The sequence below is a fragment of the Streptomyces sp. NPDC001002 genome, from assembly GCF_053599215.1.
The window spans coordinates 1-25,726 of the sequence record NZ_JBSFLV010000129.1 but is presented as its reverse complement, the minus strand read 5'-3'; the positions used below and the strand labels follow the sequence as shown (position 1 = coordinate 25,726).

Sequence of the window (25,726 nt, the reverse complement as noted above, 5' to 3'; positions counted from 1 at the left end):
CCCGGACTGCCGCTCGATCTCCGCCCAGGAGGCCCTCCGCGCCGTTCAGGCCTACGCTGGACATATGTTGGCACGACGGCGTCATGTCTACTTCGCCATGATGGGCACGTGCATCGGGCTGTTCGTCCTGGCCTGGGGCGTCGTGCGTCTGTGGTCCGTGCCGGTCGCCGTGGGCATGTGCGTGGTCGCCATGCTCATCCCCCCGGTCGCCGCGATGGTGGCGAACCGGCGAGGCCCCGACGACCGCTGGTGGGACGACCCGTCGGGCGACCCCAAGTCGGACGACTGGTGGGACGAGCTGGACGGCAAGAAACGCCGTCCCTGACTACGCCAGCGCCCGTCCCAGCACCCACACCACCGGTGCCGCGGCCGCCAGCGGCAGAGCCACGCCCGCTGTGAAGTGGACGAAGCGGGACGGGTAGTCGTAGGCCGCCACCCGGTGGCCGATCAGGGCGCAGACCGCCGCGCCCGCGCCCAGGAGCGCGCCCTTGGCGCCGTAGTCCGTCAGACCGCCCATGGCGATGCCCGCGCCGGCCGCGGCCAGCAGCGAGACGATCAGGGAAGCCGGGGTCGGCAGGGGGAGGGCTCGGGCCAGGATCGCCACCGCTGCCGCCGCCGCTCCTACCGTGACCGCCTCCGGGTCCGCCGCGAGGTAGCCGGTCGCGATGATCGCCAGGGCCGCCGAGGCGACGCCCGCCATCAGGCCGTACATCCGCTCGTCCGGGTCGGCGTGGGAGCGGAGTTGCAGGACCAGGGAGAGCAGGACCCAGACGCCCAGGGTGCCCAGGATCGCGGCCGGGCCGTTCTCGCGGCCCGCCGCCAGCAGGGCCACGTCCGCCACGAGCGCACCGAGGAACGCCAGCGCGATGCCCTGGCGGGCGGGCCACATGCCGTTCAGCCGGAACCAGCCCGCCGCCGTCACGCCCTGGAGGGCGATCAGGGGGAGAAGCAGTGCGTACGAGCCCGCTGCCGCCGTGGCGGAGAGGAGGACGCCCAGCAGTGCCGTCAGTCCGGCCGGCTGCATGCCCGGGTCGATGATCGGGGAACGGCCCTCCAGGCGGGCGCGCTGGGCGTCCGTGATGCGGGCGTTGCCGGCGACGGTGGCCGGGCCGTAGGCGGCCGCGGGGGCGTCCGCCGCCGGAGGTTCGGGGGCGGGGGCCGGCGCGGGGGCTGCCATCGGTGCCTGCTGCCAGGGCTGGGGCTGATCGCCGTACGACCCGTTGCCGTAGGACCCATTGCCGTACGAGCCGTTGTCGTACGAGCCGTGGGCCGGGGGTGTCTGGGGTGGCAGGTACGCCGTGTCCGCCGGGGCCGCCGGAGGCACCGGCTGGTGGACCTGTGTCTCCCAGGTCTGGCCCTGCCACTGCTGGGTGTACTGCTGGGCCGCGTGCGGGTCCTCGTAGCCCTGCTGGCCCGGCCACTGCTGCTGCGGCTGCTCCTGCTGGGGTTGCTGCTGGTACGGGTCGTAGCCCTGGTATCTCGGGTCGTACGGCTGGTCGGTCATCGTCACCCTCCTGCGAACGGCGGGAGCACCTCGACCGTGCCGCCGTCGGCCAGCCGTACCGTCTCATGTCCGCGGGTCCCCACGGGGTCACCGTCGATGAGGAACGAGCATCGGCGCAGGACGCGCGCCAGTTCGCCGGGGTGTCGCTCGCGCACGGCGTCGAGCGCCTCGGCGAGCGTGCCCGCGTCGTACGGCTCCTCAGCCACCCCGGCCGCGGCCTTCGCGGCGGCCCAATAGCGCACCGTCACCTTTGGCATCCGGATACCGGTTCCTCTGTCGATCGGCTGTGTACTCGGCTGTGTACCCCGTCAGGCTAGCCCGCCTCGGCGACGGCCCAGTCCCCGATGCGGGCCAGCAGCTCGTCGCTGGCCGCGTGCTCGGCGTGGCCCATGGGTTCCATCCACAGCTCGGCGTGGCCGGAGGCGGCCTCGGCCAGCATCCTGGGGTGGTCGACCGGGAAGTAGCCGTCACGGTCGCCGTGCACGATGAGGAGAGGGGTCGGGGCGATCTTCGGGACCGCCTCGACCGGGGAGAGCGGGACCGGGTCCCACTCGCGGTGGTGGATGCGGGTGTGCAGGCCGTAGCGGCCGACCAGGCGGCCCTCCGGACGCGTCACGAGCCAGTGCAGGCGACGCATGGGGGCCGTGCCCCGGTAGTACCAACGGGCCGGCGCACTCACCGAAACCACCGCGTCCGTACGCGCTTCCGTGCGCCCCGTGCGCCCCGAACCGTCCGGGGCTCCCACGTCACCCTCGCCGTCCTTGCCGCCGTACAGCGCCGCGTGCCGCAGCACCACCGAACCGCCCATCGAGAAGCCGACGGTGACCACGCGCGCGTGGCCGAGTTCGCGCGCCCAGGCGACCGCCGCCGCGAGATCGAGGACCTCGCGGTCGCCCACGGTGGAGCTCCCGCCGGACGCCCCGTGCCCTCTGAAGGAGAAGGTGACCACGGGCGCGTACTGCGCGAACGCGTCCACCACCCGACGTACGTGCGGCTTGTCCACGTCGCCCGTGAAACCGTGGGCCACGACGAACGCGAGATCAACGGACGATGGCGTGGAAGCGTCGTATACGGAGGTACACGGGTCGTATACGGAATCGATCGTCACGCCGTCGTCGGTGTGCAGAAACGTCCGCAAAGGTGTACGTCTGATCGTCTCAGAGTTCGGACGAATGGTGGATGGTGCCACATGACCTGCCGGACCAGTGCTCATGTGGGCTATTCTGCTCGGCAGAGGACTCGGGCAGCGAAGCCCCCGGGTCCTTTTGTGCTTTCGGAAGCGTTGTATACGAAGCGGGAAACCTCGGGAAACCACAGGTGGCCGCAGGTGATACAGGGCCCTCGGGATCGCAACAGCTGTGCTGCACGACACACGTCCTCGCAGGGACCGAGGAGGAACCAGACGTATGAGTTCTCTGCTGCTCCTGACCAATGCCCTCCAGCCGTCGACGGAGGTGCTCCCCGCCCTCGGACTGCTGCTGCACAACGTGCGGGTCGCCCCGGCCGAGGGCCCCGCTCTCGTCGACACCCCCGGTGCCGACGTCATCCTCATCGACGGCCGGCGTGATCTGCCCCAGGTGCGCAGCCTGTGCCAGCTGCTCCGGTCGACCGGCCCCGGCTGTCCGCTCATCCTGGTCGTCACCGAGGGCGGCCTCGCGGCCGTCACCGCCGACTGGGGCATCGACGACGTGCTCCTCGACACGGCCGGTCCGGCCGAGGTCGAGGCGCGGCTCCGGCTCGCCATGGGCCGCCAGCAGATCGTCAACGACGACTCCCCCATGGAGATCCGCAACGGCGATCTCTCCGTGGACGAGGCGACGTACAGCGCGAAGCTCAAGGGCCGGGTCCTCGACCTGACCTTCAAGGAGTTCGAGCTGCTGAAGTACCTCGCGCAGCACCCGGGCCGCGTCTTCACGCGCGCGCAGCTGCTGCAGGAGGTGTGGGGCTACGACTACTTCGGTGGCACCCGGACCGTCGACGTCCACGTACGACGGCTGCGCGCCAAGCTCGGACCCGAGCACGAGTCGCTGATCGGGACCGTCCGGAACGTGGGTTATCGATTCGTTACGCCCGAGAAGGTCGACCGTGCCGCCGAGGAGGCCAAGGCGAAAGCGGCCCGGGCAAAGGCGGAGGAGCCGGACGAGACGCCCGCCCTTTCGGACACCGAGGTCCAGGTCGAGGCGTAGCGGAGGCGTGGGCAGGGCATGGTCCCTCCACCGGGGACGCTCCCGGCGCCGGGAGCAGCGAGGCAAGCTTCCTCACGCCCTGCCCAGAGCGGGTCTCTCCGCGTAGACTCCGCGCGTGGCCAAGGTAACCAGGGATGATGTGGCGCGGCTGGCAGGTACGTCGACTGCCGTGGTCAGCTATGTCATCAACAACGGACCCCGGCCGGTCGCCCCGGCCACGCGCGAGCGTGTACTCGCCGCGATCAAGGAGCTGGGGTACCGACCCGACCGAGTCGCCCAGGCGATGGCGTCGCGGCGCACGGACCTCATAGGCCTGATCGTCCCGGACGCCCGCCAGCCCTTCTTCGGCGAGATGGCGCACGCGGTCGAACAGGCCGCCTCCGAGCGCGGCAAGATGGTGCTGGTCGGCAACTCCGACTACGTGGGCGAGCGCGAGGTCCACTATCTGCGCGCGTTCCTCGGGATGCGGGTCTCCGGGCTCATCCTCGTCAGCCACGCGCTCAACGACAACGCGGCCGCCGAGATCGACGCCTGGGACGCCCGGGTCGTCCTGCTGCACGAGCGGCCCGAGGCCATCGACGACGTCGCCGTCGTCACCGACGACCTGGGCGGCGCCCACCTCGCCGTGTCCCATCTCCTGGAGCACGGCTACGAGTACGTCGCCTGTATGGGCGGCACCGCCGAGACACCCGCCGTCGGCGACCCGGTCTCCGACCACGTCGAGGGCTGGCGGCGCGCGATGGAGGAGGCCGGCAAGCACACCGAGGACCGGCTGTTCGAGGCTCCGTACAACCGCTACGACGCCTACCGGATAGCGCTGGAGATCCTCGGCGGACCCCGCCGCCCGCCCGCCATCTTCTGCTCCACCGACGACCAGGCGATCGGCGTGCTGCGCGCGGCCCGCGAACTGCGCATCGACGTGCCGGGCGAGCTGGCCGTGGCCGGCTTCGACGACATCAAGGAAGCGGCCCTGACGGACCCGCCGCTGACCACGATCGCGTCGGACCGCTCGGCGATGGCCCGCGCGGCCGTGGACCTCGTCCTCGACGACGGTCTGCGGGTGGCGGGCTCCCGGCGCGAGCGGCTGAAGGTGTTCCCCTCGCGGCTGGTGACGCGACGGTCGTGCGGGTGCGCCGCGGCCTGACCGGCTGAGGCTTTCTCATGGCCGCACAAGGGGTTTCCGCGCCTGTATGAAGGCTTTCTGAGAGAGCCCTTCCTGGTGCCTGAGCGGGCTTTATATCGGGCATACGAGGTTCTGCCGGGCTTCTCAGCGGGCACTCAGGGAGCTCTCATGGTCGGGCGACATGCTCATTGTCATGACCGAGAGCCTCCGCCGAAGCGGCGAGTACGAGAACCCGTACCAGGGCGAGCAGCAGCAGAACGCGTACCCCCAGCAGCACGCCTCCTCCCCCGTGAACCCGGAGTGGCCGCCGCCCCCCGCGCAGCCGCCCGTTCAGCAGCAGCCCGCCGCGCAGCCTCCGGTGGAGCCGGTCACCATCGAGCCCGGCACCACGGTCTGGCCCGCCCAGTCCTCGCACGCCGCCGCCCCGGCCGACTTCACCGCCGAGGGCGCGGGTGCCGGCCACGGCGGTGACGGCAACGGCGGCGGTACGGCCGTCATGACCGCCGTACCCGCCGAGCCGGGCGGGGCCGCGCCGCACGCGAAGAAGCGGACCCGGGGGCCGCTGGCCCTGCTGGCCGCCGTCGCGATCGTGGCCGCGGCCGTCGGTGGCGGTACCGCCTACGGGATCCAGGAGCTGACCGGCAGCGACACGGTCGCCACCAGTTCCACCACCACCAGCGTCGTGCCGTCCAGCAAGCGGGGTGACGTCGCCACCATCGCCGCGACCGTCAGCCCGAGCGTGGTCGAGATCACCGCCACCTCGAACGCCGGTCAGTCCACCGGCGCCGGCGTGATCATCACCAGCAACGGCGAGATCGTCACCAACAACCACGTCATCTCCGGCGCCTCCACCATCAAGGTGCAGACCAGCAACGGCAAGAGCTACACCGCGAAGGTCGTCGGCACCGACAGCAAGAAGGACCTCGCCCTGATCAAGCTGGAGAACGCCTCCGGCCTCAAGGCGGCCACCCTCGGCAACTCCGACGGTGTCCAGGTCGGCGACCAGGTCGTCGCGATCGGCTCCCCCGAGGGCCTGACCGGCACGGTCACCAGCGGCATCGTCTCCGCGCTCAACCGGGACGTGACCGTCTCGACCGACGAGAGCCAGAGCCAGGGTCAGGGACAGGGCGGCGACCAGTGGCCCTTCCAGTTCGGCGGCCAGCAGTTCAACGGCGACACCGGCTCCTCCACCACGACCTACAAGGCACTGCAGACCGACGCCTCGCTCAACCCCGGCAACTCCGGCGGCGCGCTGATCGACGCGAACGGCAACATCATCGGCATCAACTCCGCGATGTACTCGGCCGCTTCGTCGGCCACCTCCAGCGACGCCGGCAGCGTCGGCCTCGGCTTCGCCATCCCGATCAACACCGTCAAGGCCGACCTGGCCACACTGCGGGCCGGCGGCAGCGACAGCTGACCTCGCGCACCCCTCCGTACCGCCCGTACCACCGCAACCAGCAGGGAGTACGTCATGAAGATCCAGCAGGTTTCGCACACCGGCGCCGCCACGGGCGCGACCGACCTCGGCCTCGCCCTCGCGGTGGCGTACGAACTGCACGCACCGGCCGCCCGGGCCCCCGAGGTGGCGGTCGCGCACGGCGCCGGACGGCGGGCCACGGCCCCGGCCCGGGCCCGTCGCCGCACGGCGGCCCGCGGCTGAGATCCGTCCCGCTCCGCCCTTTACGCGCCCGCAGGGAAACATGCGAGGCTGATGACAATCAGCCCATGTCGTCCCACCGCACCCGAGGAATCCGAAGCCCATGAGCCCCGCCGATGGCGACCGTGACCCCCAGCGCATCCTGATCGTCGACGACGAGCCGGCCGTGCGCGAAGCACTCCAGCGCAGCCTCGCCTTCGAGGGGTACGACACCGAGGTCGCCGTGGACGGCGCGGACGCGCTGGAGAAGGCCACGGCCTACCAGCCCGACCTGGTCGTCCTCGACATCCAGATGCCGCGCATGGACGGCATGACCGCGGCACGCCGCATGCGGGGCGCCGGCACGACGACTCCGATCCTCATGCTGACCGCCCGCGACACGGTCGGCGACCGCGTCACCGGCCTCGACGCGGGCGCCGACGACTACCTCGTCAAGCCCTTCGAACTCGACGAACTCTTCGCCCGCATCCGGGCGTTGCTGCGGCGCAGCTCCTACGCCGCCGCCGCGGGCGCCGCCCAGGAGGACGAGGCGCTCACCTTCGCGGACCTGCGCATGGATCTGGCGACGCGTGAGGTGACGCGGGCGGGGCGGCCGGTGGAGCTGACCCGGACGGAGTTCACGCTCCTGGAGATGTTCATGGCGCACCCGCGCCAGGTGCTCACGCGGGAGCAGATCCTGAAGGCGGTCTGGGGCTTCGACTTCGAGCCGTCGTCCAACTCGCTGGACGTGTACGTGATGTACCTGCGCCGGAAGACGGAGGCCGGGGGTGAGCCTCGGCTGGTGCACACGGTCCGTGGAGTGGGGTACGTGTTGCGGCAGGGTGGGGCTGAGTGAAGAAGGTCCTACGCCGGTTCCGGGCTCTTCCGATCCGGGCCCGGTTGTCGATGCTGGTCGCCGCGGCGGTCGCGTTCGCGGTGGCGGCGGTTTCGGTGACGTGCTGGTTCATCGTGCAGGGGAAGCTGTACGACCAGATCGACAACGAGCTTCAGGCGCAGGCCGTCCGGCCGCAGCAGCGCAGCGTCATGGACGCCATCAGCAACTGCAACCAGACCGCTCCGTCGACGACCGACGGGACCGGGCTGCGCGCGCCGTCCGAGTACTACTTCCAGCTGGTGAAGTCGAACGGCGAGTCCTGCGTCCCCTCGGACTCGCCCGGCACGGTCAAGGTCGTCGGCGCCGACACGAGCATCGCCAAGAAACCGACCGCCAGAGTCGGCGCGCTGCACAACGGCACCGACACCACCGGCAAGGACGTGCGGGTGTTGACGGTCCCCCTGGTGACCTTCAACGAAGCCGGCCAGCAGGTCGTGGTCCAAGATGTGGCCGTGCTGTACGCGTTCCCGCTGGAGGGCACGCAGTCCACGCTCAACGAACTGGCCCTGATCCTGCTCGCTGTCTCCGGCATCGGAGTACTCGGCGCCGGCGCAGCCGGACTTGCCGTCGCTCGCGCAGGGCTGCGGCCCGTCGACAAGCTCACCGAGGCCGTCGAACACGTGGCCCGTACGGAAGACTTGAGCATCCGGATCCCCGTCGACGAGGACCGTGAGGACGAGGTCGCCCGGCTGTCGCGTTCGTTCAACTCGATGACCTCCTCGCTGGCCAGCTCCCGTGAGCTCCAGCAGCAGCTGATCGCGGACGCCGGGCACGAGCTGCGCACCCCGCTCACCTCCCTCCGTACGAACATCGAACTCCTCACCCGCAGCGAGGAGACCGGCCGCCCCCTGCCGGAGGCGGACCGCAAGGCGCTGCTCGCCTCCGTGAAGGCGCAGATGACCGAACTGGCCTCCCTGATCGGCGACTTGCAGGAACTGTCGCGGTCGGAGGGCCAGCGGGGCGAGCGCGTGCAGTACGTGTCGATGCAGGACACCGTCGAGGCCGCGCTGCGCAGGGCGCGGCTCAGGGGGCCGGAGTTGACGATCAACGCCGACCTCCAGCCCTGGTACGTCCGGGCGGAGCCGTCCGCGCTGGAGCGGGCGGTGGTCAACATCCTGGACAACGCGGTGAAGTTCAGCCCCGAGGGCGGCACGATCGAGGTGCAGCTCGGCCGCGGTGTCCTGACCGTCCGCGACCACGGCCCCGGCATCCCCGCCGAGGAACTCCCGCACGTCTTCGACCGCTTCTGGCGCTCCCCCAGCGCCCGCGCCCTCCCCGGCTCGGGCCTGGGCCTGTCCATCGTCGCCCGCACGATCGAACAGGCCGGCGGCGAGGTCACCCTGTCCCGCGCGCCGGGCGGCGGCACGGTGGCTACGGTACGGGTGCCGGGGGCGCCGACACCGCCGCCGGAGAGTCCATCTCAGTAGAAGCCCAGCATTCCGGGGGAATCGACGTCGACGGTGCCCACACCCGGTGGGTAGGCCTCCACGCGAGTGGTGAGCAGGATCGACATACCCGTGAACTCGGCACGCGGCAGCGCGCAGTACAGGGCGTGGCAGGTGTCGGGACCGCCGAACCCGTCGCGGATCATGGTGCCGACCGTGACCGAGGAGACGGTGTCCAGAGGGTCGACGACGACCGACGAGAAGGCGAGCACCCTGCGCGCGGCGTCGGCGTCCTCGGACTCCGCCTGTGTGAGGCACAGAGCGGGAATCCGAAGCACGTCGCCGGGGGTGTTGGCCATGTTCGCGGCGAGCAGGTTCAAGGTCTTGTGCCCGTCCGCGAGCGCCCTGGTGGCACCGGTGTCGAGAACGATCACGCGGCCGTGCCCTTGGCCGGCCGGACCTTCTCGGCCGCGATCTTGTAGATGTTCCCCAGGACGTCGGGCGCCCGGTCGAACTCCTCGTCACTGATGTCCAGGCCGATCACCTCGCGGACCACCTGCCGGTCGGCTGCCACCCGCTCCGCGATCTGCTCCGCCGTCGGCTGCTCCGAGGCCAGCTGCTCGACGAGCTGGCCCAGCGTCATCCCTCGCTCCTTGGCGACCTGGGCCAGGTGATCGCGGGCCTGCCGGGACACCTGAATGGTCGTGTTCTCAGCCATGGCGCCACCATAGTCCCGTCATGGCCCCTTGGTGTCGCCTCCGTACTCACCTCACCCGAACGTGCGGTCTCTTTGCTGAGCCACATCCTTCTGCCAGCTCCGCCACAGCCCCCCGCCCCACCGTGTTCGAATGGCACGGAAGATTCTGCTGGCTGATGACGACGAGGCCGTGCGCGACGGGGTCGGGCGGCTCCTGAGGTTCGAGGGGTACGAGACCGTCCTCGCGGGGGACGGCCGGGCCGCCCTCGACCTGATCGGGGTGCCCGAGGGCGAGCCCGACCTCGTGCTGATGGACGTGACCATGCCGGAGCTGGACGGGCTGGCCGCGACGCGGCGGATCCGCGCCTCCGGGTGCATGGTCCCGATCCTGATGCTCACCGGACGGCACGCGGTCGGCGACCGGATCGTCGCCCTCGACAACGGCGCCGACGACTACCTGATGAAGCCCTTCGCCACCGAGGAACTCCTCGCCCGGGTAAGGGCGTTGCTGCGCCGCGCCCCGCGCGGGACCGTCGCCGGTCCGAAGCAGGATCAGCGGCTGGACTATGAGGATGTCGCGATGGATCTGCGGACTCGGACCGTCACCCGTGGCGACCGGCCGCTCGGGCTCACCAAGACCGAGTACCTGCTCCTGGAGTACCTGATGCGGCATCCCGCGAAGGTGCTCAGCCGGTCGCAGATCCTCAAGGACGTCTGGGGCTTCGACTTCGAGCCGACGTCCAACACGCTGGACGTGTACGTGATGTACCTGCGCCGCAAACTGGAGAGCCGCGGCGAACCGCGGCTCATCCAGACCGTACGGGGACTCGGCTACTCCCTGCGGGTCACCACCTGAGGATCATCGTCTCGTCCGCCGCCGGCGGCAGGTCCGCCACCGCGTCCGGCAGCGGCTCGGCCAGGCTCGCGTAGGCGCCGCCGCCGGCCAGCAGTTCCTTGTGGGTGCCCGACTCCACGAGCCGGCCGCGGTCGACGACCACGATGCGGTCCGCGTCCGGCGCGAGGCTCAGATCGTGCGTGATCATGATCGTCGTACGGCCCGCCATCAACTTGCGCAGGGGCTGCACCACTTGGCGGGCGGCCACCGCGTCCAGGCCCGCCGTCGGTTCGTCCAGGACGAGGACCGGGGCGGAGCGGAGCATGGCGCGGGCGATGGCGATGCGCTTGAGCTGGCCGCCGGAGAGGGCGGCCGTGCCGGGGGCGAGGTGGGTGTCGTAGCCCTCGGGCAGCGCGGTGACGAAGTTGTGCGCCGCCGCCTCGCGGGCCGCCTGCTCGATCTCCGCGTCGCTCGCGCCGGGGCGGCCGCAGGCGATGTTCTCGCGGATCGTGCCGTTCAGGATGAGCGTCTCCTGGGGCAGCAGCGCCACCTTCTCGCGCAGGAACTCAAGGCGCAGGTCGCGCAGCGGGACGCCGTCCAGGGTGATCACGCCCTGCGAGGGGTCGTAGAAGCGGGTCAGCAGTTTGGACAGGGTCGACTTGCCGGCGCCGCTCGCCCCGGTGACGATCACCAGCTCGCCGGGGCTCGCCCGGAAGGTCACATCGCGCAGGGAGGCGCGCAGGGACTCCGGGTAGCGGAAGGAGACGTCGTGGAAGGCGACCCAGCCCTGCACGGGCCACTCGGCGACCGGTTCGGCGGGGTCGGCGACGGCCGGGCGGGTGTCGAGGATCTCGTTCAGGCGCTGGGCGCCGGCCGTCGCGGCGGTGAGGGTGAGGCCGAGCTGGCCGAGGCTGCGGACCGGCGGGTAGAGGTAGCCGATGAAGGCGGCGAAGGCCAGGAGCTGGCCCAGCGTCATGCGGCCCGCGGAGATCTCCCACACGCCGAGGCCGATCACGATGAGCACGCAGACCGTCTCGACGACCTCGACGAACTGCTCGTACAACTCGCTCAGTCGGGCCCCGCGCACCGATGCCTTCATCCAGGCGCGGGCCTCGACGTCGAGCCGTTTCTCCTCGTCGCGGCGGCGGTTGTAGGCCTGAGTGAGGACGACGTTGCCGAGGGACTCCTCGACGACCGACGTGATCGCGCCGTCGGCGACCCGCTCGTCCCGGGAGGCGGTGCGGATCCGGCCGGAGAAGCGGCGGGCGGCGAGCAGGAAAAGGGGCGCCAGGACGAAGGTGGCCAGGGCCAGGTCCCAGCGCAGATAGAGGGCCGCGCAGGAATAGAAGACCGCCGAGAAGAGGGCCGAGACCGTGCCGACGACACCGGAGACGACCATCTGCTCGATGGCCTCGACATCACCGGTGAGCCGCTCGACGAGGTCGCCCTGGCGGTGCTTCTGGAAGAAGTCGGGGGGCAGGTCCTGGACATGCCGGAAGACGCCCGCCCGCAGCCGCAGGACGAATCTCTCCGCGGTCCAGGTGGCGAGCGAGTTGCCGAGATAGCCGACCAGCGCGCCGAGCGCGGCCACGCCCAGCCAGGCGCCGGCCGGGCCCCAGAACGCGGAGAGCGAACCGGCCTTGAGGGCGTTGTCGGTGAGTTCGGCGAACAGCAGGATCGACGCGGTCTCGGCGAGCGCGGACAGCACCACGCACCCGATGATCACCAGCAGCCATCCGCGATCACCGCGGGTCAGCGGCCAGAACCGCCGAAAGGCCTCACGCACTTCCCTCATGGTCCACAACTCCCTTTCCTACGGCGGACTCGGCGCCGGACATGGCCGAGGCGGGGCCCCGGTCGGGCGACTCTCCGACCGGTGACCCCGCCTCGTGGCGGAACTCAGCCCTTGTGCGCGACGGGGCGCTTCGGGGCGGGCTTCTTCGGCGCCGGCTTCTTGGGGGCCGGGGCGGGCTTGCGGTGCTTCTTGACCGGGACAATCTTGTGGAAGCTCATGATGTAATTCCCTCCCTGGATTTCTTATGTCGAATTTACTTGTGGCCGACCGGGCGACGCTTCGGGGCCGGAGCGGGCTTCTTCGGAGCGGGCTTCTTCGGGGCCGGGGCGGGCTTGTGGGACTTCTTCACGGGGGTGATCTTGTGGAAGCTCATGACGTTCTCCTTCGGTTCGGATTCCGTGGTGTCGTTCGTTCTCGACATGGAAAACACTACGGCATTTCCGAAGCCAAAAAAGCCTTTCCGCCTTAGACCTCAATAAGGATAGATAGGAGTTGCCTCTGAATATAAACTCTTAGAGAAAACCCGGAACCGAACCCCCACTCACACAGGTTTTATGCCGCACATGCGAAAGGCGACCGCGTCGGGAAACGCGGTCGCCTTCGGAGATTTCGCAGGTGGAGCGAGAGACTACTGCACGATCGTGATCCGGTTCGGCGTCGGCGGGACGAGCGGGCTGCTCGCCGACGAGTTGGCCGTCAGGTACTGCTCAAGCGCCGTCAGGTCGTCCGCGCCGACCAGGTCGTTCGTGCCCTGGCCCAGCGTGGTGAAGCCGTCGCCGCCGCCCGCCAGGAAGCTGTTGGTGGCGACGCGGTAGGTGGCGGCCGGGTCGATCGCCGCGCCGTTCAGCTTGATGGAGTCCGTGACGACCCGGTCCGCGCCGGTCTTCGTCAGGTCCAGCGTGTAGGCCAGGTTGGCGGACGGCTGCAGGATCTTCGGCGCGCTCGCGTTCGTCCCGCTGACCTGCTCCTTGAGCACCTGGATCAGCTGGGCGCCGGTGAAGTTCTGCAGGTTCACGGTGTTGGAGAACGGCTGCACGGTGAAGCCCTCGGCGTACGTGACCACGCCGTTGCCCTCGGCGCCCGTGGTCGCGTAGGTCAGGCCCGCCCGGACTCCGCCCGGGTTCATCAGCGCGAGGTCGGTCTCCGCGTCCAGCGCCTTGCCGTGCGCCAGTTGCGCGTCCGCGATGAGGTCGCCCATCGGGGACTCGGTGCCGGTGCTCGGGACGTCGGCGGAGATGTAGCCGATCGCGCGGTTGCCGATCGGGGCGGCGAGCGTGCCCCACTTGCTGATCAGGCTGGTCATGTCGGCCGCCTTGGGGACGGTCCGGGTGACCACGTGGTTCGCCGACTTCACCGACGTACGCGCGATGTCACCCGTGCGACGGTCGTAGGTGAGCGTGGTGTCCGTGTAGAGGCGGCCGAAGGACGCGGCCGAGGTGACCATGCGGGGGTTGCCCGCCGGGTCGGGGACCGTGCAGACGTACGCGGCGTGCGTGTGGCCGGTGACCAGGGCGTCGACCGACGGCGAGATGTTCTTCGCGATGTCCACGATCGGTCCTGAGATACCGCTGCCCGCGCCCGAGGCGTCACAGTTGTAGTTGTACGCGCCGGAGGCCGGCAGGCCGCCCTCGTGGATGAGCGCCACGATCGACTTCACGCCCTGCTTCTGCAGCTCCTTGGCGTACTTGTTGATCGTCTCGACCTCGTCCTTGAACTTGAGGCCCTTCACGCCCTCGGCGGAGACGACACCCGGGGTGTCCTCCAGGGTCACGCCGATGAAGCCGATCTTGACGCCCTTCTTCTTCCAGACGTAATACGGCTTCAGGATCGGCTTGTTGGTCTTCTCGTCCAGGACGTTGGCCGCCAGGTAGGGGAAGTCGGCGCCCTTGAACTTCTTGTCCGTGTAGCAGCCCGCGGTGGGGTGGCAGCCGCCGTTCTGCAGGCGGCCCAGTTCCTTGGCGCCCTCGTCGAACTCGTGGTTGCCGACCGAGGTGACGTCCAGGTCCAGCTTGTTGAGCGCCTCGATGGTGGGCTCGTCGTGGAAGAGGCCCGAGATCAGCGGGGAGGCGCCGACCATGTCGCCGCCGGCCGCGGTCACCGAGTACGCGTTGCCCTTGCGGGCCTCGCGCAGGTGGGTGGCGAGGTACTCCACACCGCCCGCGTCGATGGTCTTCGTCGTGCCGTCCGCCTGGAGTTCGGTGACCCGGCCCGATGAACCGGCCGGGGGCTCCAGGTTGCCGTGCAGGTCGTTGAAGGACAGCAGCTGCACGTCCTGGTAGCGGCTCGGCTTGGGCTTGCCGTGGTGACCGTGCCCGCTGTCGTGCGCGTCCGCGGGGACCGTCGCTCCGAGGGCACCGACGGTGGCGAGCGCGGCGGCCGCGGTCAGGAGTCGGTACGCCCGTCTGCGGCGCGGGTACGGCTGGGAAGTGGCTGGCATGCGCCCCCCTGTGGGTCTGCTGAGGTAGTGGCCCGTCCGGGCGCAGCCTAGGGTCAACGCGCGTAGCGCGACAGGGGTTTCCGGGTTACATCCTGGTTTCCCTTTGCCCTTCTCTTTGCGGCCACTTTGCCGGTACCTCCGCTTACCCTCGTACGCATGACCAGCGACGACACCGCGGGATCCGACCGGGCCCGCACCATCGAGAACCTCACCGCGCTCACCCCGCAGCAGACCGAGGCGGTGCTCGCGCTGCTCGCCGAGGCCGCCCGGCGGGACGGCCAGCAGGCGGTGTCCGAACAGGGGCGGCTCCAACTGCGCGGCGGCGAGCGCTCGGGCGTGACCCATCTGCTGCTGAGCGTCGGCGACGAGCTCGTGGGCTACGCGCAGTTGGAGGACACCGACCCGGTGGAGGCGCCGGCCGCCGAGCTGGTCGTGCACCCCGCGCACCGCGGCCACGGGCACGGGCGGGCGCTGGGCTCGGCACTGCTCGGCGCCTCCGGCAAGCGGCTGCGGGTGTGGGCCCACGGCGGCCACTCCGCGGCGCGGCACCTCGCGCAGGTTCTCGGGCTCACCCTCTTCCGTGAACTGCGGCAGATGCGGCGGCCGTTGACCGACCTGGACCTGCCCGACCCGGTGCTGCCCGCGGGGGTCACCGTGCGGACGTTCCGGCCCGGCGTCGACGACTCGGCCTGGCTCGCGGTGAACTCCGCGGCCTTCGCCCACCATCCCGAGCAGGGGTCCCTCACCCAGCGGGATCTCGACGACCGGATGGCCGAGGCGTGGTTCGATCCCGCCGGGTTCTTCCTCGCCTTCCGCGACGGTGAACTCATCGGCTTCCACTGGACGAAGGTCCACGCGGAGGAAGGGCTCGGTGAGGTGTACGTGGTCGGGGTGCGGCCGGGGGCGCAGGGCGGGGGCTTGGGCAAGGCCCTGACGACGATCGGGCTTCGCCATCTCGCGGGTCAGGCGTTGCCGACGGCGATGCTTTATGTGGACGCGGACAACAAGGCGGCGGTCTCTGTGTACGAGCGGCTGGGATTCGTCACGTACGAGACGGACTTGATGTACCGCACGGAGACGTGAGCGTCACTGGAGAACGGGGGATGCGGAGCGGTGCTTGATCCGCTCCGGCATGCACACCCCCCACACCACCACCGCCCCCGCCAGCACCATCGCCCACCGCTCGTGCGCCGCCGCCCACCTCTTGTCCTCCACCGCCACGAACAGCGCCCAACTCTCCGGCAGCAGCAGCGGGGTGAGGATCGCGACGACCAGGAGGCCGGCCGCGACCGCCTGGCCCGGTTCCGCCTGGTCCGTGAACCGGATCGCGGCCGTCGCTCCGGCGAGCGCGAGGGCGAAGGCCGCCCCCGCTTCCAGGGTGATGTCGCCGACCGGGGGACGGACGGACGACGGCACGAGCAGCAGGACCGCCGTCCACCACGAGGCGAGGACCGGGGCGACCAGCGCGAGCCGCAGCCCGGCCCGTACCGGTCGTCGTACCGGCACCGCGGCGGTGGTGTGCCGGGCCGGGTCGTCCAGGACGAAGGCCAGGCCGAGGGCGAGGACCAGGGCGGCGGTGCGCAGGAGGTTGACGGTGAGCCAGGTCGACGGCTCGTCGGACATACGGGGTATCGCGGCGAGCAGCAGGGCCATCGCGCCGCTCGCCAACAGGGCCCGCCAGGGCAGGGACCGCCATACGGGGAGCGCCAACTCCCGTATCAGGACTCGCACTTCTCGTCCTTCTCCTTCGGTACCGGCACGCCCAGCAGCTCGGCGGCGCGTGCGGACGTCAGCTTCGGGGACGTCAACTCGGTCCAGTGCGACTTCACTTGGGCGGCGACCGTGTCGCGGGGCTTGCCCAGGAGTTCGCGGACGACCGTCGTCTGGGCCGCGCCCATGGACAGCGGTTCGGTCTGGGAGACCACGATGGCGGAGCCGGACACGCTGTCGTCGAGGCGGACGTTGCGCATGGACTGCAGCGGGTCGTCCTGTCCGGCGAGGGCGAGCCACATGACGGTCACCATGCGGCCGTCGCACATCGAACTCGCCGCCTTCTCGTCGCCCGCGACCAGCACACCGGCGACGGCGGCCGAGAACTCGGGGACGCGGTTGCCGCCCCAGGCGGTGCCGACGGTGACCTGGTGGGGTGCGGCGGCGGGGTCGATCGCGCCGTCGGCCTGGAGGCCGTAGCGGGCCTCGATCCGCTGCCGTACGACGAGCGGCTGGTCGTGGGCGGTGCCGCCGGCCAGGGACCTGACCCGGTCCGCGGCCTTCGCCCAGGTGGCGGTCCGTGCCGTCCACTCCGGGAAGGCGCAGTACGTCGAACCGTCCCGCTCCACGCACTTCTGCGTCTTCTCCGGGGCGTTCGTGGCCTGTTCACGGGCCGCCTGCACCCGGCCGGGGAGGTCCGCGGTCTGCGCGACACCGCCGGTCACCGCGACGGCGAGCGCCCCGGCGGTGGCCACACCGACCTTCCAGTCGCGCGGCGCGCCGACCAGGACGGCGAGCATCAGGACGGTCAGCGCGAACCCGGCGAGGTAGAGGGCGTGCCAGGCGGCCGGGCGGCCGATCAGGTCGGAGGGGAGGATGTTGCTGCTCGACTCGCTGACGATCGGCGCCAGCCAGCGCATCCCGCGCTCGCCGTCCCCGGCGGGGAACGCCCCGGCGACGAACAGGAAGAGCAGCAGCACGATGGCCATCGGCGCGGCCATGGCCGACGGCAGCAGCCGGGCCAGCAGCACACCGATCGCGCCGAACAGCAGCACCGTCAGCGGTCCGACGAGCAGTTCGCCCGGCGAGCCGCCGCCGACCGCGCCCGACTGCAGCGCGGCCCAGCCGAACTGGCCGAGCACGACCAGCGCGGTGACCAGCGCCGCGGCGACGACGGACAGCGCGTGGGCCGCCGTACGCCACGCGGGCGCCAGGACGAGGACCTCGAAGTGGCGTTCCGTGTCGTACCGCCTGGAGCGCAGCACCGCGTGGTTGACGGAGAGCAGGACCGCGAGGGCGACGAGCAGCGGGGCGCCCTGCGTGGCCCGGTCGACGTCCTGGAGGGCGGGGTAGCCGTCCTCGAAGTCGGGGGCGCGCCACACCGTCCAGCCGATGTAGGCGGCGAAGGCCACCAACACCGGGATACGGAGGAGCAGTCGGCGCGCCTCGAACAGCGCGAGGGCGAGCGTGGCCGCCCAGCTGCGGCGGGGACCCGGGGTCCGCACGGCCGCGGGGGCCTCCTGTGTCAGTACCGCGCTCATGCCGCCGCCACCTCCGCGCTCATGCCGTCCAGGGTGAGCAAGTAGCCGTCCTCCAGGCTGGGTTCGAGCAGATCAGCGCCGGGCGGCGGGTCGCCGACGTTGCGGAAGGAGCCGACGCCGGTGCGCCAGCCCGCCTTCGCTCCCGGGTCGCGTTCCGCGCTGCTCCAGACGTGTCCGGCGGCCCGCGCGGTGAGTTCGGCGGGGGTGCCGTCGAAGCGGACGGTGCCTGCGGCCATGACCAGCACGCGGTGGCAGAGCATCGCCACGTCCTCGGTCTGGTGGGTGGACAGCAGCACGGTCCGCCCCTCGCCGGCCCGGGCGATCAACTCCCGGAACCGCATGCGCTGTTCGGGGTCCAGGCCGACGGTCGGCTCGTCAAGGACGAGGAAGCCGGGGTCGCCGACGAGGGAGGCGGCGAGCGCCACCCGCTGCCGCATACCGCCGGAGAGCTTCTTGATGCGCTTGCCGCGCACGTCGGCGAGGTCGACCTCGTCCAGCACGCGCCGCACCTCGCGGTGGCGGGCGGTCCGGTCGGTCAACTCCTTGAGGATCGCCACGTAGTCGACGAACTCGAAGGCCGTGAAGTCCGGGTGGAAGCCGGGCGTCTGCGGCAGATAGCCGAGCACGCGCCGCACCTCCTGGCGCCCGGCCGCACTGGACGGGTCGTGTCCGAGCACGGTGAAGGCGCCGCGGTCCGCGGACACGGCGGTGGCCAGCACCCTCAACAGGGTGGTCTTTCCGGCCCCGTTGGGCCCGAGCAGCCCGGTGACTCCCTGGGTCAGCCGCAGCGACACGTCGTCGAGGGCGCGGGTACCGCCGTAGTGGAGGCTGAGCCCCGAGGCGGAGACGGTCGATGTCATGCGGCACTCCTGGAGAAGAAGAGGTCGAAGCGGTCGCGGGCGAGGAAGAGCAGGCCCGCGGCGAGGGCGGCCACCGCGGCGGCGACGCCCTGTCCGGCGGCGGTGAACTGCACGAGCGGTCCGCCGTCGGCCCGGGCGAGCACGAGCAGGCCGATCCACACCCCGCCGACCAGCGAGGGCGCGAGGACCTGCCCGAGCCGCGGGGTGAGCGCGAGCCCGGTGGCGGTGAGCGCGAGGGCGGGCAGCAGCCAGGCCAGCGCGCGCAGCCCGTAGGCCGGAAGCGCCAGCGTGGCAAGGAGGTTGAGCCCGAGCCCGGTGACGAGCACGGCGACCGTCCGGATCATCAGCAGCCGGAACCCGTGCACGGGCGAGACGACCGCCATCTCGTACGTCGGGTCCAGCACAGGCCCGTAGGCGAGCGCGACCCCGGCGAGCGGGAGCAGCGGCGCGAGAGCGAGGAACGCGGTGGGCGAGCCGACCGCGTACACCATGCCCACGGTCGCCACCAGTACGAACACCACGGCCGCGAGCCAGGAGCGGCGCAGCACCGGGGTGGCCGCGAGCAGCCGCGCGGTGTGGTCGGCGACCCCGACCCGCACCAACAGCCGCTCCCACAGGCCCGGTCGAGGCACGTCGAGTTCGGCATCGATACGGTCCCAGCCGGCGTCCACGCCCTCGCTCACGGAGGCGAGCACGCCCCGGCACTCGGCGCACCCGGTCAGGTGCGTGTCGGCGGACCAGAGCAGGGGCGGCGCCAACTCGCCCCGGGCGTAGGCCCGTAGGTCCTCGGCATCCACATGCCATGTCATGCCAGCGCCTCCCGCAGTTGCTTGCGGGCGCGCATCGCCCGCGTCTTGACCGTGCCGGCCGGGATCCCGAGCAGGACGGCCGCCTCCCGGGTGGTCAGCCCGTCGATGACCGTGGCCTGGAGGACGGCCCGCAGTTCCGGCGAGAGCCGGACGAGCGCGCCCGCCAGGTCCCCGTGCTCCACCCCCGCGAGCACGCGTTCCTCGGCGGACGCCTCGTCGCGGTGGCGCAGCCGGGACAGGGCCTGCCGCAGCCGGCCGCGCGCCCCGTCGCCGCGCAGCGCGTCGATCAGCCGCCGCGACCCGATCCGCCACAGCCACCCGGCCGCGTCGCCGCTGCCGGCCTCCTCCCGATAACGGGCCTTGCCCCGCCACACCGCGAGGAACGTCTCCTGTACGACGTCGTCGACGACCCCGGCGTCGGCGCAGCGGCCGCGCAGCCGGGCGGTCAGCCAGGGGGCGTACCGGCGGTACAGCTCCTCGAAGGCGCGCCGGTCCGCGTCCGCGGCGATGGCCCGCAGCAGCTCCGCGTCGCTTCTCGTTTCGCTCACGTCTCCTCTTCGCACCGGGCGTCCCGTCCGGTTCACGAAACCACGCGTGTTTTTCCGACCCCGTTGTCGGACCCCGTTGTCGAAGTTGTCGGACCGCGTTTTCGGGCCGGGCTTGACAGGGCACCCTCCACCCCACCACCCTTTCACTACTCAATTAGTGAAAGGGTGGTGGAACGGGTGGTCGAGTACCGCATCGACCGGCGCTCCGGCGTCTCCACCTACGTCCAGATCGTTCAGCAGACCAAGCAGGCCCTCCGTCTCGGCCTGCTGGAACCGGGGGACAAACTGCCCACCGCACGCGAGGTGGTCGAGGCCACCGCCATCAACCCCAACACGGTCCTCAAGGCCTACCGGGAGCTGGAGCGCGAGGGCCTGGTCGAGGCCCGCCGGGGCCTGGGCACCTTCGTCCGGCGCTCACTGGGCACCGCCCCGGCCGCCGAGTCCCCGCTCCGCGACGAGCTGGACGCCTGGGCCGAGAAGGCCCGCGAGGCCGGGCTCGACCGGGACGACATGGCCGCGCTCTTCACCGCCGTACTCGAGAAGCACTTCCAGGGAGACCCCGCATGACCGACACCGCAGGCCTCGCCATGGAGGCGACCGATCTGGGCAAGCGTTTCGGCCGGGCCCGGCTGACCCCCGCCTGGGCACTGCGCGGCTGCGCCTTCAAGCTGCCCGCCGGCCGGGTCTGCGCCGTCGTCGGCCACAACGGCGCCGGCAAGTCCACGCTGCTCGCGCTCGCCGCGGGGCTGCTGGTGCCGACCGAGGGCACGATCCGGGTCCTCGGCACGGACCCGGCGTCGGCGCGGGCCCGGGTCGGCTTCGTAGGCCAGGACAAGCCGCTGTACTCCCAGCTCACGGTCGCCGAGACGCTGCGGATGGGCGCCGACCTCAACCCCGGCCACTGGGACGCGGCGACGGGCGAGCGGATCGTGGCCGACGGCGGCCTGGACCCGAAGTCCCGCGTCCGCGCGCTCTCGGGCGGCCAGCGCACGCGCGTGGCGCTGGCCCTGGCGCTGGCCAAACGCCCGGACCTGCTCCTGCTGGACGAACCGATGGCGGACCTGGACCCGCTGGCCCGCCACGACCTGATGGGCGTCCTCATGTCCCAGGCCGCCCAGCACGGCACGACGATCGTCATGTCCTCCCACGTCGTGGCCGAACTGGAGGGCTCCTGCGACCACGTCCTCCTGATCGGCGCGGGGCGCGTCCGCCTGGCCGGCGAGATAGACGAGGTCCTGACGGCCCACGCCCGCGTGTCGGGCCCGGCGGCCACACCCCTCACTCCCCACACGGTGATCGAGTCCCGCACGACGGGCCGCCAACTCACGGCCCTGATCAGCAAGTCGGGCCCGATCCCGACCGACCTGCACCCGACCACACCATCCTTGGAGGAACTGGTGCTGGCCTACCTGCGCAACCCCGGGGCGACGGACAGCACGGGAGCGCAGCAGGAGAGGGCGGCGGCATGAGGACATCTGCCGGCAGCGTCCTGGCTGAAGCCGCGCTCACACCAGCGGCCACCGATGGCGAAGCCGAGGCCGGACCCGCCCTCGCACCCGCGGCCGCCGATGGCGATTGCGCCCCACAGGGGCCACCCGCTCCCGACAACGAAACCCGCACGGGTGGTGCGGGTGGGAACCGACCGGCCGATGGCGGAGCCGAGGCCGAACTCGCCCTCACGCCCGCGGCCGCCGACGGCGATTGCGCCCCACAGGGGCCACCCGCACCCGACAACGAAACCCGCACGGGTGGTGCGGGTGGGGGCTTCGAGGCCGATGGCGGAGCCGAGGCCGAGAGTGCGTCCACCTCCACCCCGCCCCACCACACGAAGGCCTCGATATGACCGCCCTCTCCGTTCCCGTCAACGCCGGGCACCCCGCATCGCCCCGCCTCCTGAGGTGGCTCGTCCGGCTGCACCGACCCGCCCTGTGGACCTGGGTCGCCGTCATCGTCGTACTCGCCGCCGCACTGCTCTGGCTCGGAGGCCCCCTCGCCGACGCATCCGCGGACGCCTGGCGCCAGTACTACGCCTGCAAGCCCGGCACCCCCTGCTCGTACGACCAGGACGCGATCCTCCGCTACAAGGACGTGTACAACTACACGACCTGGGCCGTCCTCGTCCTGCCCTTCGCCGTCGCGGCCTGGTCCGGCGCCGCCCTCATCGGCCGCGAGATGGAGACCGGCACAGCCCAGCTGTCCTGGACGCAAGGGATCCGCCCCACCCACTGGCTCGCCACCAAGCTCGCCGCCCCCGCCGCCCTGGTCACCGCCGGCACCGGCCTGCTCACCCTGCTGCACCACCGCGCCTGGTCCGCCGGCGACGGCCGGATCCGCAGCGCGAAGTCCTGGTCCAGCTTCGAGACCTTCTACGCCAACGGTCCCCTGCCGGTCGCCCTCGCCCTGGCCGGACTGCTCGCCGGCGCGCTCATCGGCCTGGTCGCGAAACGCTCACTGGCCGCACTCGTCGGTGGCCTGTGCTTCACCGCCCTCGCGTGGACCGCCACCCAGCTGACCATGCCCCACCTGTGGCCCACGGTCACCCGCGTCACCGACCTGAGCCACAACGGCCCCTCCGGCGCGGGCATCACGACCGCCTCCGGCCTGCTGACCTCGGGCGGGGACCGTATCGCCGACCCGTACTGCGGCAGCAACCTCTCGTACTCGTGCATGGAGCTCTACGCCAAGCTGCACGCCGTCTCCTTCTACAAGGACTACCACCCCGAATCCCACTTCTGGCCCCTCCAGCTCATGGCCTCCGGCCTGCTCCTGGTCCTCGCCGCCCTGCTCACCCTGGTCGTCTTCCGCCTGCTCAAGCACCGGACCGCGTCATGACCGCCGCCGCCGGGCTCCCCGGTACCGGCCCGACCCGCGCCCGTCTGCCCCGCCTGGTGCTGCGCCTGCACCGCACGGCCCTGATCGTGTGGACCGTCTTCATCCTCGCCGCCGTCGGCAGCCTGGTGTGGCTGACCGAGGTCACGGCGGACACCCTGCGCGCCGACCTGAACGGCTGCCGGGTCATCAGCCGCTCCTGCGACCCCACCTTCCTCCCGGGCAGCGACTACGCAGGGTCCTTGAGCTGGGTCAGCACCCTCGCGTACTACAGCTTCTGGGCGGTCGCCGCCTGGGCCGGCGCCTCTCTGATCGGCCGCGAACTGGAGAGCGGCACCGCCCGCCTCGCCTGGACCCAGGGCATCACCCCCACCCGCTGGCTCACCGCCAAACTCGCGGTGCCGGCGCTGGTGCTCACGATCGGCGGCACGCTGTTCGTGTTCGTCTTCCGCTGGGCCTGGGCCGCGCACCGCGACCTGGCGGGCGACGACTGGACCTTCAACGACGCCTTCGCCGCCCGCGGCCCCGCCCTGGTCGCCTGGAGCCTGTGCGCCCTCGCGGTCGGCACCCTCACCGCGCTCCTGCTGCCCCGCGTGCTGCCCGCCCTGGCCGTGTCGGTCGCCGTGATGATCGCGCTCAACCAGTACCTGGAGAAACACCGCACGGACCTGTGGCCCCAGGAGCCGTCCGGCTCCGGGGAGCACCCCGCGTCCCACTTCTGGCCCATGAACCTGATCGAGACCGGCATCCTCCTCACGATCGCCGCCCTGAGCACGGCGGCCGCCTTCTGGACACTCCGCCGCCGCACGGCCTGATTCCCCCGTTGGCGTACGTCCCTTCCACGGGGGGAGGGACGTACGTATCCTCCGAAGGCGGCTGTCAGCGGGCCATTACGCCGCGGCGGCCGACGTAGACGCTCGGGAGCCGCCTCGCGATATCCCGCACGCCATGTCGCCGTAACCAACGGTTCAGACGGGCTTGCGACGCTCGGCCAATGACGCCCACCGTGCCAGAGCCTTCGCCGCCCCCAGAGGCGACCGCGGGCAACGGGGACGCCCAGCAGCCCTTGGCCGTACTCCCGCCCGCCGCTTCCGACGCGCCCGTAAGGCCGGTGGCGCGGAAGAATGGGTCCATGAGTCAGCCGAACCCCCAGGCACAGGTCCAGCACGCGCAGCCCTCCGTGGGCTCCATAGCCGCGCACCGCCCCCATACGGTGTCCGCCGCGGTATCCGACCTGGAACCCGATATCGACGCCGACCTCGACGAGTACGAGGAGTCGCCGTACGACGGGCCTCAGCTGCCGCAGGGCCGCTTCCTCGACCGGGAGCGCAGCTGGCTGGCGTTCAACGAACGCGTCCTCGAACTCGCCGAGGACCCGAACACGCCCCTCCTGGAGCGGGCGAACTTCCTCGCGATCTTCGCCAGCAACCTGGACGAGTTCTTCATGGTCCGGGTGGCGGGACTCAAGCGCCGTATCACCACCGGTGTGGCCACCCGCTCCGCCTCCGGGCTCCAGCCCACCCAGGTCCTGGAGATGATCTGGGCCCGCTCCCGCGAGCTGATGGCCCGGCACGCCGCGGCCTACCAGGAGGACATCGCCCCCTCGCTCGCCGAGGAGGGCATCCACCTGGTCCGCTGGAGCGAGCTGACCGAGAAGGAGCAGGCCCGCCTCTTCACGCTGTTCCGGCACCAGATCTTCCCGGTCCTCACGCCGCTGGCCGTCGACCCCGCGCACCCCTTCCCGTACATCTCGGGTCTCTCGCTCAACCTCGCGGTCAGGGTCCAGAACCCCGTCAGCGGCCGTGTCCACTTCGCCCGGGTGAAGGTGCCGCCGCTGCTGTCCCGCTTCCTGGAGAGCTCCCCGGGCCGCTACGTCCCCATCGAGGACGTCATCGGCGCCCATCTGGAAGAGCTGTTCCCCGGCATGGAGGTGCTGGAGCACCACGCCTTCCGGGTGACCAGGAACGAGGACCTGGAGGTCGAGGAGGACGACGCGGAGAACCTGCTCCAGGCGCTGGAGAAGGAGCTCATGCGGCGCCGCCTGGGTCCGCCGGTGCGCCTGGAGGTCGAGGAGTCCATCGACCGCGAGGTGCTCGACCTGCTGGTGCGCGAGCTGAAGATCAGCGAGGCCGAGGTGTACCCGCTGCCGGGTCCGCTCGACCTCACCGGCCTCTTCCGCATCCACCGCCTGGACCGGCCCGAGCTGAAGTACCAGAAGTTCGTCGCCGGTGTGCACCGCGATCTCGCCGAGGTCGAGTCGGCCTCCTCACCCGACATCTTCGGTGCCCTGCGCAAGCGGGACGTGCTGCTGCACCACCCCTACGACTCGTTCTCGACCTCGGTGCAGGCCTTCCTGCAGCAGGCCGCCGAGGACGACGACGTGCTCGCCATCAAGCAGACCCTGTACCGCACCTCCGGCGACTCCCCCATAGTCGACGCGCTGATCGACGCCGCCGAGTCCGGCAAGCAGGTCCTGGTGCTGGTCGAGATCAAGGCCCGCTTCGACGAGCACGCCAACATCAAGTGGGCGCGCAAGCTGGAGGAAGCCGGCTGCCACGTGGTCTACGGCCTGCTCGGCCTGAAGACCCACTGCAAGCTGTCCCTGGTGGTCCGCCAGGAAGGCGACACGCTACGGCGTTACAGCCACGTCGGCACCGGCAACTACCACCCCAAGACGGCCCGTCTGTACGAGGACCTCGGCCTGCTCACGGCCGACCCGCAGGTCGGCGCGGACCTCTCCGACCTCTTCAACCGGCTCTCCGGCTACTCGCGCCGCGAGACCTACCGCCGCCTCCTGGTCGCCCCCAAATCCCTGCGGGACGGCCTGATCGCGCCCCGGGTGCCCAAGTCCCGTACCGGAGCCCCGACTCGGGCCAAGGTCGACCTTCTCGGTCACGCCGCCGCCCGGAAGGCCGGCATCGACGGTCTGCTCC

26 protein-coding genes are annotated in these 25,726 nt (G+C 71.3%); 14 read left to right on the top strand and 12 right to left on the bottom strand.

The genetic code is table 11. The features are described 5' to 3' along the window. Positions 1–64: 64 nt before the first annotated feature. Complete coding sequence (locus ACWDR3_RS37695) at positions 65–325, top strand: DUF3099 domain-containing protein (RefSeq protein ID WP_280879399.1); 261 nt, start codon at positions 65–67, stop codon at positions 323–325. On the opposite strand, the gene ACWDR3_RS37690 is transcribed toward ACWDR3_RS37695, so the two are convergent. The 3 genes from ACWDR3_RS37690 to ACWDR3_RS37680 are packed head-to-tail and all read right to left on the bottom strand — an operon-like array spanning position 326 to position 2,717. After that, positions 326–1,504 carry a hypothetical protein gene (locus ACWDR3_RS37690; RefSeq protein ID WP_450357085.1) on the bottom strand — a complete coding sequence of 393 codons (1,179 nt, stop codon included), beginning with the start codon at positions 1,502–1,504 and terminating at the stop codon, positions 326–328. Positions 1,505–1,506: 2 nt separating this feature from the next. Then, complete coding sequence (locus tag ACWDR3_RS37685; RefSeq protein ID WP_123996627.1) at positions 1,507–1,761, bottom strand: MoaD/ThiS family protein; 255 nt, start codon at positions 1,759–1,761, stop codon at positions 1,507–1,509. Between the two features lie 56 nt (positions 1,762–1,817). Then, entirely contained in the window at positions 1,818–2,717 is a 900-nt protein-coding gene (locus ACWDR3_RS37680; protein ID WP_450357084.1) for an alpha/beta hydrolase, read from the bottom strand. 193 nt (positions 2,718–2,910) lie between these two features. Here ACWDR3_RS37680 and ACWDR3_RS37675 point away from each other — a divergent pair, with 193 nt between their 5' ends. From ACWDR3_RS37675 to ACWDR3_RS37650, 6 genes are all read left to right on the top strand, one after another. Then, positions 2,911–3,690, top strand: a complete 780-nt coding sequence (locus ACWDR3_RS37675) for a response regulator transcription factor (protein WP_450357083.1) — start codon at positions 2,911–2,913, stop codon at positions 3,688–3,690. A 115-nt stretch (positions 3,691–3,805) separates the two neighbouring features. After that, entirely contained in the window at positions 3,806–4,834 is a 1,029-nt protein-coding gene (locus ACWDR3_RS37670; protein ID WP_450357082.1) for a LacI family DNA-binding transcriptional regulator, read from the top strand. 172 nt (positions 4,835–5,006) lie between these two features. Beyond that, entirely contained in the window at positions 5,007–6,233 is a 1,227-nt protein-coding gene (locus ACWDR3_RS37665; RefSeq protein ID WP_450357081.1) for a S1C family serine protease, read from the top strand. Between the two features lie 54 nt (positions 6,234–6,287). Next, a complete protein-coding gene (locus tag ACWDR3_RS37660) occupies positions 6,288–6,476 on the top strand; it encodes a hypothetical protein (protein ID WP_450357080.1) in 189 nt (62 codons plus the stop codon). A 100-nt stretch (positions 6,477–6,576) separates the two neighbouring features. Further along, on the top strand, positions 6,577–7,308 hold the full coding sequence (locus ACWDR3_RS37655; protein ID WP_123996621.1) for a response regulator transcription factor: 732 nt from the start codon (positions 6,577–6,579) through the stop codon (positions 7,306–7,308). Then, on the top strand, positions 7,305–8,774 hold the full coding sequence (locus tag ACWDR3_RS37650) for a sensor histidine kinase (protein WP_450357079.1): 1,470 nt from the start codon (positions 7,305–7,307) through the stop codon (positions 8,772–8,774). The genes ACWDR3_RS37655 and ACWDR3_RS37650 overlap by 4 nt, the downstream gene beginning before the upstream one ends. On the opposite strand, the gene ACWDR3_RS37645 is transcribed toward ACWDR3_RS37650, so the two are convergent. Next, the gene (locus ACWDR3_RS37645) at positions 8,768–9,166 is read right to left on the bottom strand and encodes a hypothetical protein (RefSeq protein ID WP_450357078.1); all 399 of its coding nucleotides are present in this window, start codon (positions 9,164–9,166) and stop codon (positions 8,768–8,770) included. The genes ACWDR3_RS37650 and ACWDR3_RS37645 overlap by 7 nt on opposite strands. Further along, a complete protein-coding gene (locus ACWDR3_RS37640) occupies positions 9,163–9,450 on the bottom strand; it encodes a hypothetical protein (protein ID WP_450357077.1) in 288 nt (95 codons plus the stop codon). Before ACWDR3_RS37640 ends, ACWDR3_RS37645 begins: the two co-directional genes overlap by 4 nt. 130 nt (positions 9,451–9,580) lie before the next feature. On the opposite strand from ACWDR3_RS37640, the gene ACWDR3_RS37635 reads away from it, so the two are divergent. Continuing rightward, positions 9,581–10,285, top strand: coding sequence for a response regulator transcription factor (locus ACWDR3_RS37635; RefSeq protein WP_450357076.1), 705 nt, complete (start codon positions 9,581–9,583; stop codon positions 10,283–10,285). Here ACWDR3_RS37635 and ACWDR3_RS37630 read toward each other — a convergent pair. Further along, positions 10,275–12,059 (bottom strand): ABC transporter ATP-binding protein, encoded by a 1,785-nt coding sequence (locus tag ACWDR3_RS37630; RefSeq protein ID WP_450357075.1) that lies wholly within the window; start codon positions 12,057–12,059, stop codon positions 10,275–10,277. The genes ACWDR3_RS37635 and ACWDR3_RS37630 overlap by 11 nt on opposite strands. A 628-nt stretch (positions 12,060–12,687) precedes the next feature. Further along, positions 12,688–14,496 carry a bifunctional metallophosphatase/5'-nucleotidase gene (locus tag ACWDR3_RS37625; RefSeq protein WP_450357074.1) on the bottom strand — a complete coding sequence of 603 codons (1,809 nt, stop codon included), beginning with the start codon at positions 14,494–14,496 and terminating at the stop codon, positions 12,688–12,690. Positions 14,497–14,652: 156 nt separating this feature from the next. Here ACWDR3_RS37625 and mshD point away from each other — a divergent pair, with 156 nt between their 5' ends. Continuing rightward, entirely contained in the window at positions 14,653–15,579 is a 927-nt protein-coding gene (mshD, locus tag ACWDR3_RS37620) for a mycothiol synthase (protein ID WP_450357073.1), read from the top strand. 3 nt (positions 15,580–15,582) lie between these two features. On the opposite strand, the gene ACWDR3_RS37615 is transcribed toward mshD, so the two are convergent. Genes ACWDR3_RS37615 through ACWDR3_RS37595 form a run of 5 tightly spaced genes read right to left on the bottom strand, consistent with a single transcriptional unit; the run spans position 15,583 to position 19,964 of the window. Further along, positions 15,583–16,227: an ABC transporter gene (locus tag ACWDR3_RS37615; RefSeq protein WP_450357072.1), complete on the bottom strand. Its 645-nt coding sequence runs from the start codon at positions 16,225–16,227 to the stop codon at positions 15,583–15,585. Further along, positions 16,215–17,747, bottom strand: a complete 1,533-nt coding sequence (locus tag ACWDR3_RS37610) for an ABC transporter permease (RefSeq protein ID WP_450357071.1) — start codon at positions 17,745–17,747, stop codon at positions 16,215–16,217. Before ACWDR3_RS37610 ends, ACWDR3_RS37615 begins: the two co-directional genes overlap by 13 nt. Beyond that, a complete protein-coding gene (locus ACWDR3_RS37605; protein ID WP_450357070.1) occupies positions 17,744–18,607 on the bottom strand; it encodes an ABC transporter ATP-binding protein in 864 nt (287 codons plus the stop codon). The genes ACWDR3_RS37610 and ACWDR3_RS37605 overlap by 4 nt, the downstream gene beginning before the upstream one ends. After that, on the bottom strand, positions 18,604–19,416 hold the full coding sequence (locus ACWDR3_RS37600; RefSeq protein WP_450357069.1) for a zf-HC2 domain-containing protein: 813 nt from the start codon (positions 19,414–19,416) through the stop codon (positions 18,604–18,606). Before ACWDR3_RS37600 ends, ACWDR3_RS37605 begins: the two co-directional genes overlap by 4 nt. Then, positions 19,413–19,964, bottom strand: a complete 552-nt coding sequence (locus ACWDR3_RS37595) for an RNA polymerase sigma factor (protein WP_450357068.1) — start codon at positions 19,962–19,964, stop codon at positions 19,413–19,415. Before ACWDR3_RS37595 ends, ACWDR3_RS37600 begins: the two co-directional genes overlap by 4 nt. 177 nt (positions 19,965–20,141) lie before the next feature. Between ACWDR3_RS37595 and ACWDR3_RS37590 the strand changes: the two genes are divergently transcribed. From ACWDR3_RS37590 to ppk1, 5 genes are all read left to right on the top strand, one after another. Next, positions 20,142–20,531, top strand: coding sequence for a GntR family transcriptional regulator (locus ACWDR3_RS37590; protein ID WP_401716948.1), 390 nt, complete (start codon positions 20,142–20,144; stop codon positions 20,529–20,531). Then, positions 20,528–21,433, top strand: a complete 906-nt coding sequence (locus ACWDR3_RS37585; protein WP_450357066.1) for an ABC transporter ATP-binding protein — start codon at positions 20,528–20,530, stop codon at positions 21,431–21,433. The genes ACWDR3_RS37590 and ACWDR3_RS37585 overlap by 4 nt, the downstream gene beginning before the upstream one ends. Positions 21,434–21,803: 370 nt before the next feature. Then, positions 21,804–22,796, top strand: coding sequence for an ABC transporter permease (locus tag ACWDR3_RS37580; RefSeq protein ID WP_450357065.1), 993 nt, complete (start codon positions 21,804–21,806; stop codon positions 22,794–22,796). Beyond that, the gene (locus ACWDR3_RS37575; RefSeq protein WP_450357064.1) at positions 22,793–23,608 is read left to right on the top strand and encodes a hypothetical protein; all 816 of its coding nucleotides are present in this window, start codon (positions 22,793–22,795) and stop codon (positions 23,606–23,608) included. The genes ACWDR3_RS37580 and ACWDR3_RS37575 overlap by 4 nt, the downstream gene beginning before the upstream one ends. A gap of 179 nt (positions 23,609–23,787) precedes the next feature. Next, on the top strand, positions 23,788–25,726 hold a 1,939-nt coding region (gene ppk1, locus ACWDR3_RS37570; RefSeq protein WP_450357063.1), incomplete at its 3' end, for a polyphosphate kinase 1.

Bases quoted from the DNA above. Each gene is read 5' to 3' on its own strand.
- ACWDR3_RS37605 (WP_450357070.1), bottom strand. From the start codon at position 18,607: ATGACATCGACCGTCTCCGCCTCGGGGCTCAGCCTCCACTACGGCGGT.
- ACWDR3_RS37685 (WP_123996627.1), bottom strand. From the start codon at position 1,761: ATGCCAAAGGTGACGGTGCGCTATTGGGCCGCCGCGAAGGCCGCGGCC.
- ACWDR3_RS37600 (WP_450357069.1), bottom strand. From the start codon at position 19,416: ATGACATGGCATGTGGATGCCGAGGACCTACGGGCCTACGCCCGGGGC.
- ACWDR3_RS37665 (WP_450357081.1), top strand. From the start codon at position 5,007: ATGACCGAGAGCCTCCGCCGAAGCGGCGAGTACGAGAACCCGTACCAG.
- ACWDR3_RS37675 (WP_450357083.1), top strand. From the start codon at position 2,911: ATGAGTTCTCTGCTGCTCCTGACCAATGCCCTCCAGCCGTCGACGGAG.
- ACWDR3_RS37655 (WP_123996621.1), top strand. From the start codon at position 6,577: ATGAGCCCCGCCGATGGCGACCGTGACCCCCAGCGCATCCTGATCGTC.
- ACWDR3_RS37585 (WP_450357066.1), top strand. From the start codon at position 20,528: ATGACCGACACCGCAGGCCTCGCCATGGAGGCGACCGATCTGGGCAAG.
- ACWDR3_RS37690 (WP_450357085.1), bottom strand. From the start codon at position 1,504: ATGACCGACCAGCCGTACGACCCGAGATACCAGGGCTACGACCCGTAC.
- ACWDR3_RS37575 (WP_450357064.1), top strand. From the start codon at position 22,793: ATGACCGCCGCCGCCGGGCTCCCCGGTACCGGCCCGACCCGCGCCCGT.
- ACWDR3_RS37610 (WP_450357071.1), bottom strand. From the start codon at position 17,747: ATGAGCGCGGTACTGACACAGGAGGCCCCCGCGGCCGTGCGGACCCCG.
- ACWDR3_RS37660 (WP_450357080.1), top strand. From the start codon at position 6,288: ATGAAGATCCAGCAGGTTTCGCACACCGGCGCCGCCACGGGCGCGACC.
- ACWDR3_RS37640 (WP_450357077.1), bottom strand. From the start codon at position 9,450: ATGGCTGAGAACACGACCATTCAGGTGTCCCGGCAGGCCCGCGATCAC.
- ACWDR3_RS37635 (WP_450357076.1), top strand. From the start codon at position 9,581: ATGGCACGGAAGATTCTGCTGGCTGATGACGACGAGGCCGTGCGCGAC.
- ACWDR3_RS37625 (WP_450357074.1), bottom strand. From the start codon at position 14,496: ATGCCAGCCACTTCCCAGCCGTACCCGCGCCGCAGACGGGCGTACCGA.
- ACWDR3_RS37680 (WP_450357084.1), bottom strand. From the start codon at position 2,717: ATGAGCACTGGTCCGGCAGGTCATGTGGCACCATCCACCATTCGTCCG.
- mshD (WP_450357073.1), top strand. From the start codon at position 14,653: ATGACCAGCGACGACACCGCGGGATCCGACCGGGCCCGCACCATCGAG.
- ACWDR3_RS37580 (WP_450357065.1), top strand. From the start codon at position 21,804: ATGACCGCCCTCTCCGTTCCCGTCAACGCCGGGCACCCCGCATCGCCC.
- ACWDR3_RS37695 (WP_280879399.1), top strand. From the start codon at position 65: ATGTTGGCACGACGGCGTCATGTCTACTTCGCCATGATGGGCACGTGC.
- ACWDR3_RS37630 (WP_450357075.1), bottom strand. From the start codon at position 12,059: ATGAGGGAAGTGCGTGAGGCCTTTCGGCGGTTCTGGCCGCTGACCCGC.